Below are 14,373 nucleotides of genomic sequence, written 5' to 3' on the forward strand. Positions count from 1 at the left end.
GCTCACGAGAGCAGGCCGGCCTCGCGGGCGAGGTCGAGGAGGTTGCGCTGCGGCCGGGCGCCGAGCTGGGTGATGATCTCCCCCGCCGCCAGCGCGCCGATGCGCAGGCTGGTGGCCGGGTCGAGGCCGCGGGTGTAGCCGGAGAGGAAGCCGGCGGCGAAGAGGTCACCGGCGCCTGTGGTGTCCACCACCCGCTCCACCGGCGTGGCCGGCACGCTCACCACCGCCCCGGCGGTAACGAAGGAGGCGCCCTTCTCCGAGCGCGTCACCACCGCCTCGGCGGCATCCTTGCGCAGGGCCACCAAAGCGGTGTCGAAGTCGGCGGTCTCGTAGAGAGACTTCAGCTCCGCCTCGTTGCAGAAGACGAGATCGACCGTGCCGGAGCGGACCAGCCCCAGGAACTCGGCGCGGTAGCGGTCCACGCAGAAGGAGTCCGAGAGGGTGAGCGCCACCTTGCGGCCGGCGCCATGGGCGATGCCGGCGGCGGCCAGGAACGCCTCCTTGGCGGCCGGCGGATCCCACAGGTAGCCTTCGAGATAGGTGACGGCGGCGCCTTCCACCACGCTCCTGTCGATGTCGGCGGCGGTGAGGTCCTGCGCGGCGCCGAGGAAGGTGTTCATGGTGCGCTCGCCATCCGGCGTCACCATGATGAGGCAGCGGGCGGTGGCGGCGCCGTTCCGCGCGGAGGCGGTGGCATAGGCGACGCCGGCAGCGCGGATATCATGGCCGAACACGGTGCCGAGCGGATCGTCCTTCACCTTGCCGATGAAGCCGGCGCGCGCGCCGAGGGCGGCGACGCCCACCGCCGTGTTGGCGGCCGAGCCGCCGGAGATCTCCGTGCCCGGCCCCATGGCGCCGTAGAGCGCCTCGGCGCGGGGCTCGTCGATAAGGGCCATGCCGCCCTTGTTCATGTCGTGGGCGGCGAGGAAGTCGTCCTCCGCGCGCGCGAGCACGTCGACGATAGCGTTGCCGATGGTGAGGACGTCGAGGGAAGCGGACACGGGCGGCGATCTCCGAGAAAGCGACGCGGAGCGGTAGCACCGCCGGAGGGTGATGCGCAACGGCGCGTTAACCCTGCGCCGACCCCAGGGGCCAGGCGGAAGCGGAGCGGCTACCCCCGGCTCCGCCCAACGCTATAAGAGGTGCGGGCGGCATCGTCGGCGCGCAACCCGAGCGAACACGGGCCAGGGAACTGCATCCGCCATCTTCCGAAACGGGAAGCGCCGTCCGAACGGAAAGGGACACCCCATGCGCAAGATCATGAACGCGGCCGCGGCGCTGCTCGCCGGCACCGCCCTTCTGAGCCAGGGCCTTACCGCCTCCGCCTGCACCTCCCTGCTGCTGACCGCCGCCGACGGCGGCCACGTCTACGGCCGCACCATGGAATTCGGCCTGCCCCTCAAGTCCCAGGCCATGGTGATGCCGCGCAACCTCGCGATCACCGGCACCGGCCCCTCTGGCGAGGCGGGCACCGGCCTCAAGTGGAGCACGAAGCACGGCGTGGTCGGCCTCAACGCCTTGGGCCTCAATATCTTCATCGACGGCATGAACGAGAAGGGCCTCGCCGGCGGCGGGCTCTACCTTCCCGCTCTCGCGCAGTTCCAGGCCGTTTCGCCGGCCGAGGCGAAGAACTCCATCGCCTCCTACGAGCTGCTGACCTACGTGCTCACGTCCTTCGCCACGGTGGCGGAGGTGAAGGAGGGACTGCCGAAGATCAAGGTGAACACCGCGCCGCAGGCGACCTTCGGGGCGCCCGTGCCGCTGCACCTCACGCTGCATGACGCAACCGGCGCCAGCCTGGTGGTGGAATACATCGGCGGCGAGCTGCGCATGCACGATAACCCCACCACCGTGCTCACCAACGCGCCCGCCTTCGACTGGCACCTCGCCAATCTCGGCCAGTACGTGAACCTCTCGGCGGTGGAGCCCTCGCCCATGAAGGCGGGGAACCTCACCCTCGCCGCCCCCTCCACCGGCGCCGGCCTGCACGGCCTGCCGGGCGACATGCTCTCCCCCTCGCGCTTCGTGCGCGCCTTCTTCTTCTCCCGCAACGCGCCACAGCCGGCCACCGCGGCCGAGGGCGTCACCACCGTGCGCCACATCATGAGCTCGTTCGACATCCCGCCCGGCGCGGTGGTGACGCAGGCGGGCTCCGCCGCCGGCGGCGGCGTCGCGGGCTACGAGACCACCGAATGGACGGTGGTCGCGGACCTGAAGAACCTGCGCTACTTCTTCGCCACCTACGACAACCAGCAGCTGCGCGAGCTCGACATCGCGAAGGTGAAGCTCGACGGCTCCGCCCCCGCCGTCTTCCCCATCGACCAGAAGCCGACCGCCATACCGCTCGGCCGGTGAGGCACCCCCACCCGCGTCAGGCGCGGTCACGAGATGTGATCGCGCAACGGGCGCGGGGATGCTAAGGCATCAGGATTACGGGCCGGGCCCCGCGGGCCCGGCTCCACTCATGCGTGAGGACACATGTCGCGCAAGTATTTCGGGACCGACGGGGTGCGCGGGCGCGCCAACGCGACGCTCACCGCCGATATCGCGCTCCGGGTCGGCATGGCCGCCGGCCTCGCCTTCCAGCGCGGAGAGCACCGCCACCGGGTGGTGATCGGCAAGGACACCCGCCTCTCCGGCTACATGATCGAGAACGCGCTGGTGGCCGGCTTCACCTCGGTGGGCATGGAGGTGCTGCTGCTCGGCCCCATGCCCACCCCGGCGGTGGGCCTGCTCACCCGCTCCATGCGCGCCGACCTCGGAGTGATGATCTCCGCCTCCCACAACCCGTTCGACGACAACGGCATCAAGCTGTTCGGCCCCGACGGATACAAGCTTTCCGACGAGGTGGAGCGGGAGATCGAGAACCTGATCGACCAGGATCTCTCCCGCCGCCTCGCCAAGCCCGCCGAGATCGGCCGCGCCCGGCGCCTGGAGGGCGTGCACGCCCGCTACATCGAATATGCCAAGGGCACCCTGCCCCGCGACCAGAAGTTCGAGGGCATGCGCGTGGTGGTGGACTGCGCCAACGGCGCCGCCTACCGCGTCGCGCCCGAGGCCCTGTGGGAGCTGGGCGCGGAAGTGGTGGCCATCGGCGTCGAGCCGGACGGCATGAACATCAACCGTGACGTGGGCTCCACCTCCCCCGAGGCGCTCAGCGCCAAGGTGCGCGAGGTGCGCGCCGACATCGGCATCGCCCTCGACGGCGACGCCGACCGGGTGATCCTGGTGGACGAGAAGGGCCATCTCGTGGACGGCGACCAGCTCATGGCCGTGGTGGCCGAGAGCTTCAAGGCGGACGGCCGCCTCGCCGGCAACGGCGTCGTCGCCACCGTCATGTCGAACCTGGGGCTGGAGCGCCACCTCGCGGCCCAGGGTATCGGCCTCGCCCGCACTGCGGTGGGTGACCGCTACGTGCTGGAGCGCATGCGGGCGGAGGGCTACAACGTGGGCGGCGAGCAGTCCGGCCACCTCATCCTCACCGATTTCTCCACCACCGGCGACGGCCTGGTGGCGGCGCTCCAGGTGCTCGCCGTGGTGGCGCGCCAAGGGCGGCCGGTGTCCGAGGTGTGCCACCGCTTCGACCCCCTGCCCCAGGTGCTGAAGAACGTGCGCTACGGCGCGGGCGCGCCCCTGGAGGACGCGGGCGTGCAGAGCACCATCGCCGACGCCGAACGGCGGCTCGCCAACCGCGGCCGCCTGCTCATCCGCCGCTCGGGCACCGAGCCGGTGATCCGCGTGATGGGCGAGGGCGACGACCGCGACCTGGTGGAGGAAGTGGTGGACGAGGTGATCGGCGCGCTGAAGCGCGTCGCCGCCTGACGCCGGAGGCCGGCGCGGTTCCGCGCGTACACCGAGGCAGGTGCCGCGCGCCCGCCCTGCGCTTGGTCCCGGAAGGCGGCACCGAACCGCGCCCCACGCCCCCGGCGAATCTCGGCCCGCGAGGCTCCGCCGGAGGGCTTTAACCTCTCATCAGGGTTAATCCGCCCTTAAGTCATGCCGTGGCAGGCTCTCTCCATCGAGGCAGCGATGCGATGGGTGCGTGATGTGGCGTTCGGTTCCCGCTCTGGCGGCGGCTCTCCTCCTTGTTCCGGCTGCCGCCGCGCACGCCGGTGACGACCTGCCGCTGCTCGGCCGGGCGGGAGACTTTTCCCTCGCCCCGCCCGAGGTGGGGGAGGAGGACGCGGCCGGCTGGTACGCCCGCGCCGATGCCGGCTACGTGGGAGCCCACGTGAGCGGCGGGTTCGACAACCTGTTCGTCTCGTCCCTGCCCGGAAGTTCCTCCAGGGCCTCGTCCGGCTGGTCCATAGGCGGCGGCCTCGGATATCGCTTCACGCCCTGGCTGCGGGCGGAGGTGGGCATCGACCATCTCGACCTCGGCGGGGTGGACACGGTGCTCGGCCATTTCGAGGCCGATTCCACAGTGGCGCTCGCCAGCGTCTACTGGGACATCGTCACCTTCGCCGGCGTCACGCCCTATGTGGGCGGTGGCGCGGGCTTCGCCATCGACCGCATCACGCCGCCCGCCACCCTCCCCTCCCCCGGCACCGACTGGCGCTTCGCCTGGACCCTGGGGGCGGGCCTCTCCTATGCGCTCTCCAGCGCCTGGACCATCGACCTCGGATACCGCTATGTGAGCCTCGGCGCGCCGGATCTTCCCGGCGTGCCCGGCGTGGGCATCGATGCCCTCGGCGCCCACCAGGTGCGCATCGGCGTGCGCTACAGCCTGGGGGAATGAGCGCGTTTCCGGAGTGCGAGGGATGGCTGAAAGCAAGCCCCTGGTGGCCGTGGTCGGCGACCTGAAGGACGAGACCGACCTGCCCTATTTCATGGTGGGCGAGAAATACGTGCGCGCCGTCTATGACTTCGCCGGCTGCCTGCCGGTGATGGCGCTGCCGGTGATGGCGCCCGAGACCTTCGACGCCGACATCGCGGCCCTTGTCGGCCATGTGGACGGCTTCCTCTTCACCGGCAGCCCCTCCAACGTGCACCCGAGCCACTGGAACGGGCCGGAGGACGCGCCGGGCCCGTTTGATCCCTCCCGCGACCGGTTCGCGCTGGCGCTCATCCGGGCAGCGGTGGCGCAGGGCGTGCCCGCACTGTTCATCTGCCGCGGCTTCCAGGAGCTGAATGTCGCCCTCGGCGGCACGCTGCATGCCCGCCTCGCCGAGGTCCCCGGCCGCATGGACCACCACGCCCCCACGGAGGGGCCCATGGACCTGCAATACGGCCCCGTGCATGAGGTGAAGGTGATCTCCGGCTCGCCGCTCGCCGCCACCTTCGGCGCCACCAGCTTCGCAGTGAACTCCCTGCACTACCAGGGGCTCGACATGGTGGGCGCGGGCCTCTCGGTGGAGGCGCGCGCACCGGACGGCACCATCGAGGCGGTGTCGCTGCGCACGCACCCCTTCGCGGTGGGCGTGCAATGGCACCCCGAATACAAGCCCGGCCTGAACGCGCCCAGCGCCCGCCTGCTCGCCGCCTTCGGCGACGCCGTGCGCACCCGCCGCGCCGCGCGCTGAAGCTATGGCCGCTCGCACCGGCGCGCGGATATCATTCCAGTTCATTGACGCCCAGCATGTTCTTCACGCTAGCGGGGCCCCACTTCGGTTAAAAGCGCTCCGGCACAGCTTCCGGGCAGCGAGGCGCGCGGAGAACGCCTTGCCGCCCGCCATCCACGCCGGCTGAACCCGGCGTCCCAGGCCTGTGCCGGCCATCCCAACATTGATCCACCGCCTTGCGCGGGCGCGCCGGGCGGCGTTGGATATCCGGCCAGGAAGATGCGGGAGGTAGGAATGACGAGCCCGGTTCGCAGAAAGGGCCCACCGGCTTGGGCCGGCAACTGGTCGCGCATAGCGGTCGCGGCGGTGTTCGGCTGGTCCGCCGCGCTCGGCCCGGCCCTGGCGCAGACGGCGGCCGGCGAGCCCACCCAGCCGGGCGCGCCGGCGGCGGCCCAAACGCCCATTTCCCCGGCACCCATTTCCCCGACGCCCGCACCCGAGGCGGTGCCGCCTGCGCCCGCGGCGACGGCCATGCCCCCGGTTCCCACCCAGGTGCCGGCACCGGTGCCGGCCGCGGCGGACCAGGCCCCCGCCGCGGATCTCTACACCCTCGCCGAGCTGGAATACCTGCTGGCGCCCGTGGCGCTCTACCCGGACCCGTTGCTGGCCATCCTGCTGCCCGCAGCGGCCTTCCCCGACCAGATCGTGGAGGCCCACGGCTGGGTCGAGCGCAACCCGAACACCGCGCGCACCGGTTCCCTCTCCGCCCTCGACGACAAGCCCTGGGATGCCTCAGTGAAGGCGCTCACGCGCTTCCCCGACGTGCTCCGCCAGCTCTACCAGCACATGGAGTGGACCGAATCCCTCGGCTACGCCTTCATCCACCAGCCGCAGGACGTCTCCACCGTGGTGCAGATGCTGCGCGCCCAAGCGGAGAAGGTGGGGAACCTCGCCTCCACGCCGCAGCAGGTGGTGACCACCCGCGAGGACGCCGGGCAGCGCACCATCTACATCCAGCCCGCCAACCCGGAGCGCATCTACGTTCCCGTCTATAATCCGAGCAGCGCGTTCGACACCTTCGCCGTCGGGGCCCTGGGCTTCGGCGCGGGGGTGCTGGTGGGTTCGGCCTGGAACAACCGGTGGGGCTGGAACAACCGGGGCTGGAACACCATCTGGGCGCCGCCGCCGGCCTGGCACCGCCCGCCCCACTGGGGCTGGGGCCCGGGGCCTGGACCGCGCCCGCGCCCGCCGACCTGGGGGCCCGGCCCCTGGCAGCCGCGCCCGCCGCACGTGAACCGGCCGGGCCGCCCCAATCCGCCCGCCATGCGCCCGCCGACCCGGCCGGGCGGCGGCACCTGGACCGGAAACCGCCCCGGCACCCCGCCGGGCGGCGGCCGGCCGATCATCAATCGCCCGGAGATCAACATCAACCAGCCGGGCAACAGCGGCACGATCATCAACCGGCCGGGCACCCGCCCCGACATCAACCGGCCCAACTTCAACCGACCGGATGGCAATCGGCCGAACATCAACCGGCCCAATATCAACCGCCCGGAGAACAGGCCCGGCGCCAACAGGCCCAACGTCAATCGGCCCAACGTCAGTCGCCCGGAGAACAGGCCGAACGTCAACCGGCCGGTGAACCGCCCCAATGCCGGCCAGCACCGGCCGGTGAACCGGGCCCAGGTCCAGCAGCGGGCACAACAGCGGGCGGGCGCGCAGCACAATGTGCGGCAGCGCCAGCAGGCCCGCCCGCAGCAGCACCACGCCCGGCCTCGGGCAGGGGGCGGGCACGGCCGGCGCTGACCAAGGTCCGCAGCTGACCACGGTCGGCAAAGCGGGCCAGCACCGGCCGGTGAGTCGAACCCGGGTCCGGCAGCGCGCACGGCAGCGGCCGGGCGTGCAGCGGCGTGGCTGGCCACGGGCAGCGGGCGGGCACTCCGCCCCGGCCACGCCGGCGAGACAGGGCCCGCTACTCCCGCAAGGCCAGCGCGGCACCCGCGCTGGCCGCACATGAAGAAGCCACGAAGAACCGTTCCGCCAGCCGCATCCATCGCGCAAGGAAGCCGGACGCCCGGCTTCGCACGCGTCGGCAGCCGGACGCCGGCTGCCCGGAAGCAGAGGCCGCGCGGGCGCGCCGGCGTTTCGCAGCCGGAGCGGCGTTCAGGCTGCGACATCACGCAACTTGAGGCGAAACGGATATCCGCGCGCGGATCGCAAGCTCGTCATATCGATAATTCAGGACACGCGCGGCGCGCGCGGACACGATTCAGAACAGCCGCCCGCCGTTGGGCACCGGCCGGGTCGGGGAGACCAGCACCACCGCCCCCTCGGCATCCGGGAAGCCGAGGGTCAGCACCTCCGACATGAAAGGCCCGATCTGGCGCGGCGGGAAGTTCACCACCGCCGCCACCTGCCGGCCCACCAGATCCTCGGCTGCATAATGCACCGTGATCTGCGCCGAGGAGCGCTTCACGCCGATCTCCGGCCCGAAATCGATGCTGAGCTTGAACGCGGGCTTGCGCGCCTGCGGAAAGGCCTCGGCCGCCACGATGGTGCCGACCCGGATGTCCACCTTCAGGAAATCGTCAAAGGAAAGGGGTTCGCGCGCGCTCAAGGCCGCCTCCGTCGTCTGCTTCCGACGCCGCGTATAGCAATGTCCCGCGCACCCGGCTGCAGGTGGTGCACACATCCGCCGCTGGGGCAAGCGCGCGGCCTGCCATGCGCGGCGCGCCGCCCGCGCCCGCCGCCCACGCCCCTTGCCGGCCACCGCCGGGCCTGCGAAAAGGCGCGGTCATGATCGTTCTCGACGATATCTCCCTGCGCCTTGCCGGCCGCCTGCTCATCGACCATGCCTCCGTCGCCATTCCCGAGAACGCTCGGGTGGGCGTGGTGGGGCGCAACGGCTCGGGCAAGACCACCCTGTTCAAGGCGCTGGTGGGCGAGCTGGAGCTGGAGAGCGGCGCCATCCGCCTGCCCAACCGCACCCGCATCGGCCGCGTGGCGCAGGAAGCCCCTGCCGGCCCCGACAGCCTCATCGACCGCGTGCTCGCCGCCGACACCGAGCGCGCCGCGCTGCTCAGGGAGCGCGAGACCACCACCGACCCCATGCGCATGGGCGAGATCGAGCACCGCCTCATCGACATCGACGCCCATTCGGCGCCGGCGCGGGCCGCCACCATCCTCGCCGGCCTGGGCTTCGACGAGAGCGCGCAGGGCCGGCCCTGCTCGGAATTCTCCGGCGGCTGGCGCATGCGCGTGGCGCTCGCCGCCCTGCTGTTCACCGAGCCGGACCTGCTGCTGCTGGACGAGCCCACCAACTATCTCGACCTCGAAGGCACGCTCTGGCTCCAGGACTATCTCGCGCACTATCCGCGCACGGTCATCCTCATCAGCCACGACCGCGACCTGCTGGATTCGTCGGTGGACCACATTCTGCACCTCAGCGGGCAGAAGCTCGCCCTCTATAAGGGCGGCTTCACCTCCTTCGACCGCCAGCGGCGCGAGCGCCTGCTGCTGGACCAGAAGGCGCGCAAGAAGCAGGAGGCCCAGCGGGCGCACATGGAGGCGTTCGTGGCCCGCTTCCGCGCCAAGGCCACCAAGGCCAAGCAGGCGCAATCGCGCCTCAAGGCCCTCGCCCGCCTGGAGCCGCTGGCCGCCCAGGTGAGCGAGGAGGCGGCGGCCATCTCCATCCGCCATCCCGAGCGCCTGCTCTCCCCGCCCATCCTGGTGCTGGAGAAGGCGGCGGTGGGCTACGTGCCCGGCAAGCCCATCCTGCGCAATCTCGACCTGCGCATCGACGAGGACGACCGCATCGCCCTGCTGGGCCCCAACGGCAACGGCAAGTCCACCTTCGCCAAACTGCTGGCGGGGCGCCTTTCCACAGAAAGCGGGCGCATGGTGCGCGCCGACAAGCTGGAGGTGGCCTATCTCGCCCAGCACCAGCTCGACGAGCTGCGCCCGAACGAGAGCCCGGCCGAGCATGTGCGCCGGCTGATGCCCGATGCCCCCGAGGCGAAGGTGCGCACGCGGGCGGCGGAGATGGGCTTCTCCGGCGGCGCGGGGGATACCAAGGTCTCCGCCCTCTCCGGCGGCGAGAAGGCGCGCCTGCTGCTGGGCCTCGCCACCTTCAACGGACCGCACCTGCTCATTCTCGACGAGCCCACCAACCATCTGGACATCGAGGCGCGCGCCGCGCTCATCGAGGCGCTCAACGACTTTCCCGGCGCGGTCATCCTCATCTCCCACGACCGCTACCTGCTGGAAGCGTGCGCGGAGCGGCTGTGGCGGGTCTCCGGCGGCACCGTGAAGCCCTATGACGGCGATCTCGACCAGTATCGCCGCGAGGTGCTCTCCAAGGCCGACGGCGACCGCATGACCGCCGACGGCCGCAAGGACAAGGCGCAGGAGAAGGAAAAGAGCAGGGAAAAGGCCGAAGCCGCCCCCGAGCCGAAGCGCCGCATCGCCACCGGCCCGCTCAAGAAGCGCATCCGCGAGTTGGAAGCCCAGGTGGAGAAGCTGGAGAAGGAGATCGCCCGGCTCGACGCCCGGCTCGCCGATCCCGAGCTGCACGCCAAGGCGCCGCTGGATGCCGCCGGCTTCGCGAAGGCGCGCAACGCCGCTTCCGAGGCCCTCGCCACGGCCGAGGAGGAATGGCTGGCCGTAAGCGCCGAGCTGGAGGAAGCCGGCGGCTGAGGCTGCGTGCCGCCGCACCCCGCCGGCAGCGATCCCTCGTCCCGTCGTCCCCAGCCCTTCACCAGCATCTGGCGGGTTTGCTCAAACGCCGTGCGGGCTCGGACGAAGACCTGTGGGAAGGGTCCACCGGTCCTGGCGTCACTCCGCCGGGCTGCGCGCCAGCTCCAGCAGGGCGGCGGCGGCCCGCGAATGGTAGCGGTCCGCGTGGCGCAGGGCGTGGAAGCTGCGTGGCGGCAGGGTCAGCGGCAGGCGCACCAGCGTGCCGGCCGCCAGCTCCGCCCGCGCGACGAGATCGGAGATCACGGTGGCGCCGGCTCCCGCGATCACCGCGCTGAGCACCGCCTCGTTGGAGGGCAGCTCCAGCACCACCTTCAGGCGCTCCGGCGCGACGCCGGCCCGCGCCAGCGCGCTCTCGAACATCTGGCGGGTGCCCGAGCCCGCCTCGCGCAGCACGAACGGCAGCTCCGGCAGATCCTCGGGCGTGATGCGGGCCCGCCCCACCCAGGGGTGACCGGCTGGCACCACCAGCACCAGCCGGTCGCCGGGAAGGGTGCTGCGCGCGAGCATCACCTCATGGACCTCGCCCTCCACGAAGCCGAGGTCCACCTCTCCCTCCAGCACGGCGGCGGCGACCTGCGCCGTATTGCCCACCGAGAGGGAGATCTCGATCTCCGGATAGCGCGCATGGAAGCGGTAGAGCCGTGGCCCCAGCCAGTAATTGGCGATGGTCTGGCTGGCCTTGAGGGCAAGGCGGCCGCGCCTGAGGCCGGAGAGATCGGCAAGCACCGTCTCCGCCATCTCCACCCGCGCGAGAATGGCGCGGGCCTCCGGCAGGAAGCCCGCGCCCGCGTCCGTCAGCTCGATGCGCCGGCCCACCCGGTGGAATAGCGCCACCCCGCAGGAGGCCTCCAGCGCCGCCACCGAGGCGCTCACCGCCGATTGCGTCATGTGGAGGCGCTCGGCGGCGCGCGTCATGTGCAGGTGCTCGGCCACCATGGTGAACACCCGCAACTGTTCCAGCGTCATCGGTCCATCGCGTCAGTTCATGAAGACGGCGATCAGGATAAAGCTCAGCGCCGAGATGAAAAGCCAGGCGGCGGCGCCGAGCATGAGGGGGCGCAGGCCCTTCATCCGCAGCTTGCGGATGTCCGTCTCCAGGCCCATGGCGCCGAGCGCCACCGCCAGCAGGAAGGTGGTGAGGGTGACGAGCGGCGCCTTCACCTCCGCCGGCACCAGCCCGGCGCTGTTCACCATCACCATGGCGATGAAGCCGAACACGAACCACGGCACCGGCGGCCGGGCGTGATTGGCGTTCTGGTCGCCGCGCGCCTTCCACAGGGCGACCGCGCCCAGGCCCAGCACCAGCGGCGCCAGCAGCATCACCCGCGAGAGCTTCGCCACAGTGCCGAACTCGCCCGCCTGCTGCCCGCCCTGGAAGGCGGCGGCCACCACCTGCGCCACCTCGTGGATCGAAGCGCCGGTCCACAGGCCATAGGCGTGGGCATCGAAGCTGGTATAGGGCAGCAGCGCCGGCATCAGCAGCATCGACAGCGAGCCGAACACCGTGACGCATGCCACCGCATAGGCCACGTCCTCGTCCGAGCCGCGGGTCACCGTGTTGGTGGCGATCACCGCCGAGGCGCCGCATACCGAGGTGCCGGCCGCGATCAGCTCAGCCAGCTTGGCGTCCACCCCCATCAGCCGGCCGAGCCAGCGGGTGGTGAAGAAGGTAGCCGCCAGCGTCACCGCCACGATGGTGAAGCCCGCCACGCCCACCGTGCGCACCTGGGCGAAGGTGAGCTGGAGCCCCAGCAGCACCACCGCGAAGCGCAGCACCCGCCGCAGCGCGAACTTCACGCCCGCCGTGGCTGCGCGGGGCGTGCCCACGATATTGTGGTAGGCCATGCCGATCAGGATGGCGATGACGAGCGGGCTCACCAGCCCCAGGCCCGGCACCAGCCGCACCGCATAGGCGGCGGCGGCGATGGCGCAGGTCACCGCGAGGCCGGGAACGATGCCCCCCTTCAGGTGCCGCAGGGCTGGAACGCGCGCGCCCGCCGGAGCGTCCATGGGGGCGTCGGCGGTGGTGGGATGCTCGACCATGATGATGTCCTCGAAATGCAGGGCCACCATCGCGGAAGGCTTTTAATCAATCCAATTCGTTATATTTCTACATTCAATTATTTATTTCGATTGGTTGCAGCGCCAGGCGACGCCGAAGGCCGACGCGACGCCAGCCCCGCTCGACCCTGCCGGCATCGCCGCCCGCTTGCATCGCCCCACCTCAGCGCGAGGCTATGTTGGTGAATGCCGTATGTGGGCATTGCCTGTGGCGCGTGAATGCAATGCTTGCGAATATGACCACGTGCGTCGGATGCACCGGGTTCCCGCGAGACGCCAGTTGGCGCTCTGACCCTAAGACGGCGAAGGATGGCCGGCGGAGATGATAGGGATATAGCTCGCCCGGTGATGCTACCGGGGGAAGAAGCTCCTCCGGTAGCGGGGCTAACCTTAGATGGCTTATCGCGCACCAAAAGTCGGCAACAGGGTCACACTCTTACGAGCAGCAGCGCCAGTGGCCGCGAACATGTTCACGGCGACCGAAACGCGTCCGCAGGTAGGGGCTCACCCAATGGCAGCATCTCGCTGACATAGGCCACCTCCATTCTCGAACGTGCCCTGTTGCAGTCTCCGGCCGAACAATATAGGGTCCACGCAAGACGCAAACCTATTATCGAATGCCTTCGCTCTCGGGATTGGCACACAAGAGCCCCGAGAGATGCTGGCATGCTCCACGGCCTCGGGTGGCAGCCCGAGGCCGTTTGCGTTACCAGGCACCGCAACACCTAAACTCTAGGCGATTCAATCGGGCAACTCAAGCGCCGATGCTCTGCTTTGTGCGCATTGTTTCCTCATTTAGACTCCGTTAACCAATTCTGGAGTCCGCAGGCCACAAGGGGCGCCGAATTGGGTATGATACCGGCTCTGAACCAGACGAATTCGGCGGCTCTACCCATGCCCGACTATCAGGAAGTGCTCCGCGACCTCCGGGCTAAGAAGCGTGCCTTGCAGGAGCAGCTCGCAGAAATTGATAAGGCGATCAAGGCGCTTGAGAATGTCTCACCGTCGCTGAGTTTGCAGCGTTCGCTTTTTTTGGATGATCAGCTAACAGCTCCCGAGCATTCCGCACCTCAGCGAGTGCGCGGAGAACTCGCTCCGTATGAAGTGGCCAATCTGGCCCGAGAGGTGCTCATTGAATCAGGTCGGCCAATGAGGCGTGGTGAGTTGGTTCAAGCCTTAGAGTCGCGAGGGGTGCCGTTGGCTGGGAAGGACAAGAACAAAAATCTCGGCACCATCATGTGGCGACACGCCGATATGTTCGTGAGTATCGAGCGGCTTGGCTACTGGCCCAAGGATAGGTCGCTCCCCGGCGTGTACGAGCCCAATTCCAAGTGATGGACGTTTATCGCGAGCTTGGTTGGACAAGCTCCTCATAGGACCATAGCGCGCCTACGCTCTCTGTCAGTCCCCCGGTGCGCCGGCGAACTTCTGACAGCTGGCGCCCCGGCATTCCATCAGGCACGAGCGTGAGCGCGGAATTTCCTCCATTGGTAAAACTCAACACGAATATTGGTCGGGCTGCGCCCCTCGGCATGCGCACCGCCGGTAACCTCGGCGGGAGTGGGCGCTCGACCGAGGTCAGCTATGGTCGTGTCGCACATCTGCCATGCGGTGCCGCAAAGCCCACCGGACGAGGGCTCCTTCAGCCCGCTCTGGTCGCGGCGGACGAGCCCGGTGGCGGCCTTCAACTGCGCCTCGCGAGCCGGGTAAAGAAAAGGGGCGCCCAAAGGCGCCCCGTTCGATGACCACAAGTGTGCGACCGTCAGGCTTCCTCGCCCTCCACCGTCGTCGTGACGCCATCGGCGAGCGTTCTCGTTTGGGGCTAGGCATGTGCCGACCTAGGACGCCTGCCACAGGTCGCCACTGCGGGCATAGCATGACCCTGCCACGCGGCTGGTCCAGCAGCTCAGCCCGGCGCCCTGGTACGGCGGCGAAAATGTGGCGAATACGTCAGCTCAACTGACATAGATTCTACCCACAAAACCGAAAGCCAAACCGGCGACTATTCGGGGGTGCCTTGAAAAAGCGGGGACAAGAACCCTTATATTTCAAAGGG

At 69.8% G+C, this 14,373-nt stretch carries 11 protein-coding genes; 7 read left to right on the forward strand and 4 right to left on the reverse strand.

Annotated features, from left to right (window positions below):
- Window positions 1–2: 2 nt before the first annotated feature.
- The gene (locus tag V5F61_RS11895; RefSeq protein WP_393987977.1) at window positions 3–1,001 is read right to left on the reverse strand and encodes an adenosine kinase; all 999 of its coding nucleotides are present in this window, start codon (window positions 999–1,001) and stop codon (window positions 3–5) included.
- A gap of 247 nt (window positions 1,002–1,248) precedes the next feature.
- On the opposite strand from V5F61_RS11895, the gene V5F61_RS11900 reads away from it, so the two are divergent.
- From V5F61_RS11900 to V5F61_RS11920, 5 genes are all read left to right on the forward strand, one after another.
- Complete coding sequence (locus V5F61_RS11900; RefSeq protein ID WP_393987976.1) at window positions 1,249–2,355, forward strand: linear amide C-N hydrolase; 1,107 nt, start codon at window positions 1,249–1,251, stop codon at window positions 2,353–2,355.
- Window positions 2,356–2,478: 123 nt separating this feature from the next.
- Window positions 2,479–3,822 carry a phosphoglucosamine mutase gene (gene glmM / locus V5F61_RS11905; protein ID WP_393987975.1) on the forward strand — a complete coding sequence of 448 codons (1,344 nt, stop codon included), beginning with the start codon at window positions 2,479–2,481 and terminating at the stop codon, window positions 3,820–3,822.
- Window positions 3,823–4,045: 223 nt separating this feature from the next.
- Window positions 4,046–4,738: an outer membrane protein gene (locus V5F61_RS11910; protein ID WP_393987974.1), complete on the forward strand. Its 693-nt coding sequence runs from the start codon at window positions 4,046–4,048 to the stop codon at window positions 4,736–4,738.
- Between the two features lie 22 nt (window positions 4,739–4,760).
- On the forward strand, window positions 4,761–5,522 hold the full coding sequence (locus tag V5F61_RS11915; RefSeq protein WP_393987973.1) for a gamma-glutamyl-gamma-aminobutyrate hydrolase family protein: 762 nt from the start codon (window positions 4,761–4,763) through the stop codon (window positions 5,520–5,522).
- Between the two features lie 273 nt (window positions 5,523–5,795).
- Window positions 5,796–7,307: a DUF3300 domain-containing protein gene (locus tag V5F61_RS11920; RefSeq protein ID WP_393987972.1), complete on the forward strand. Its 1,512-nt coding sequence runs from the start codon at window positions 5,796–5,798 to the stop codon at window positions 7,305–7,307.
- A gap of 463 nt (window positions 7,308–7,770) precedes the next feature.
- On the opposite strand, the gene V5F61_RS11925 is transcribed toward V5F61_RS11920, so the two are convergent.
- The gene (locus V5F61_RS11925) at window positions 7,771–8,118 is read right to left on the reverse strand and encodes a tRNA-binding protein (RefSeq protein WP_393987971.1); all 348 of its coding nucleotides are present in this window, start codon (window positions 8,116–8,118) and stop codon (window positions 7,771–7,773) included.
- A 179-nt stretch (window positions 8,119–8,297) separates the two neighbouring features.
- Here V5F61_RS11925 and V5F61_RS11930 point away from each other — a divergent pair, with 179 nt between their 5' ends.
- Entirely contained in the window at window positions 8,298–10,196 is a 1,899-nt protein-coding gene (locus tag V5F61_RS11930) for an ABC-F family ATP-binding cassette domain-containing protein (protein WP_393987970.1), read from the forward strand.
- Window positions 10,197–10,334: 138 nt separating this feature from the next.
- Here V5F61_RS11930 and V5F61_RS11935 read toward each other — a convergent pair whose 3' ends face one another.
- Both V5F61_RS11935 and V5F61_RS11940 read right to left on the reverse strand, forming a co-directional pair.
- Complete coding sequence (locus tag V5F61_RS11935; RefSeq protein WP_393987969.1) at window positions 10,335–11,222, reverse strand: LysR family transcriptional regulator; 888 nt, start codon at window positions 11,220–11,222, stop codon at window positions 10,335–10,337.
- Window positions 11,223–11,234: 12 nt separating this feature from the next.
- Entirely contained in the window at window positions 11,235–12,266 is a 1,032-nt protein-coding gene (locus V5F61_RS11940) for a YeiH family protein (protein WP_393988177.1), read from the reverse strand.
- 945 nt (window positions 12,267–13,211) lie between these two features.
- Between V5F61_RS11940 and V5F61_RS11945 the strand changes: the two genes are divergently transcribed.
- Complete coding sequence (locus V5F61_RS11945) at window positions 13,212–13,652, forward strand: hypothetical protein (RefSeq protein ID WP_393987968.1); 441 nt, start codon at window positions 13,212–13,214, stop codon at window positions 13,650–13,652.
- Window positions 13,653–14,373 lie beyond the last annotated feature (721 nt).

The sequence above is a fragment of the Xanthobacter sediminis genome (genome assembly GCF_043195015.1).
In the GTDB taxonomy this organism is placed as follows: domain Bacteria; phylum Pseudomonadota; class Alphaproteobacteria; order Rhizobiales; family Xanthobacteraceae; genus Xanthobacter.

Excerpts from the sequence above, each read along its gene's own strand:
- glmM (WP_393987975.1), top strand. The coding sequence starts at position 2,479 with ATGTCGCGCAAGTATTTCGGGACCGACGGGGTGCGCGGGCGCGCCAAC.
- V5F61_RS11900 (WP_393987976.1), top strand. The coding sequence starts at position 1,249 with ATGCGCAAGATCATGAACGCGGCCGCGGCGCTGCTCGCCGGCACCGCC.
- V5F61_RS11940 (WP_393988177.1), bottom strand. The coding sequence starts at position 12,266 with ATGGACGCTCCGGCGGGCGCGCGCGTTCCAGCCCTGCGGCACCTGAAG.
- V5F61_RS11920 (WP_393987972.1), top strand. The coding sequence starts at position 5,796 with ATGACGAGCCCGGTTCGCAGAAAGGGCCCACCGGCTTGGGCCGGCAAC.
- V5F61_RS11910 (WP_393987974.1), top strand. The coding sequence starts at position 4,046 with ATGTGGCGTTCGGTTCCCGCTCTGGCGGCGGCTCTCCTCCTTGTTCCG.
- V5F61_RS11945 (WP_393987968.1), top strand. The coding sequence starts at position 13,212 with ATGCCCGACTATCAGGAAGTGCTCCGCGACCTCCGGGCTAAGAAGCGT.
- V5F61_RS11935 (WP_393987969.1), bottom strand. The coding sequence starts at position 11,222 with ATGACGCTGGAACAGTTGCGGGTGTTCACCATGGTGGCCGAGCACCTG.
- V5F61_RS11915 (WP_393987973.1), top strand. The coding sequence starts at position 4,761 with ATGGCTGAAAGCAAGCCCCTGGTGGCCGTGGTCGGCGACCTGAAGGAC.
- V5F61_RS11930 (WP_393987970.1), top strand. The coding sequence starts at position 8,298 with ATGATCGTTCTCGACGATATCTCCCTGCGCCTTGCCGGCCGCCTGCTC.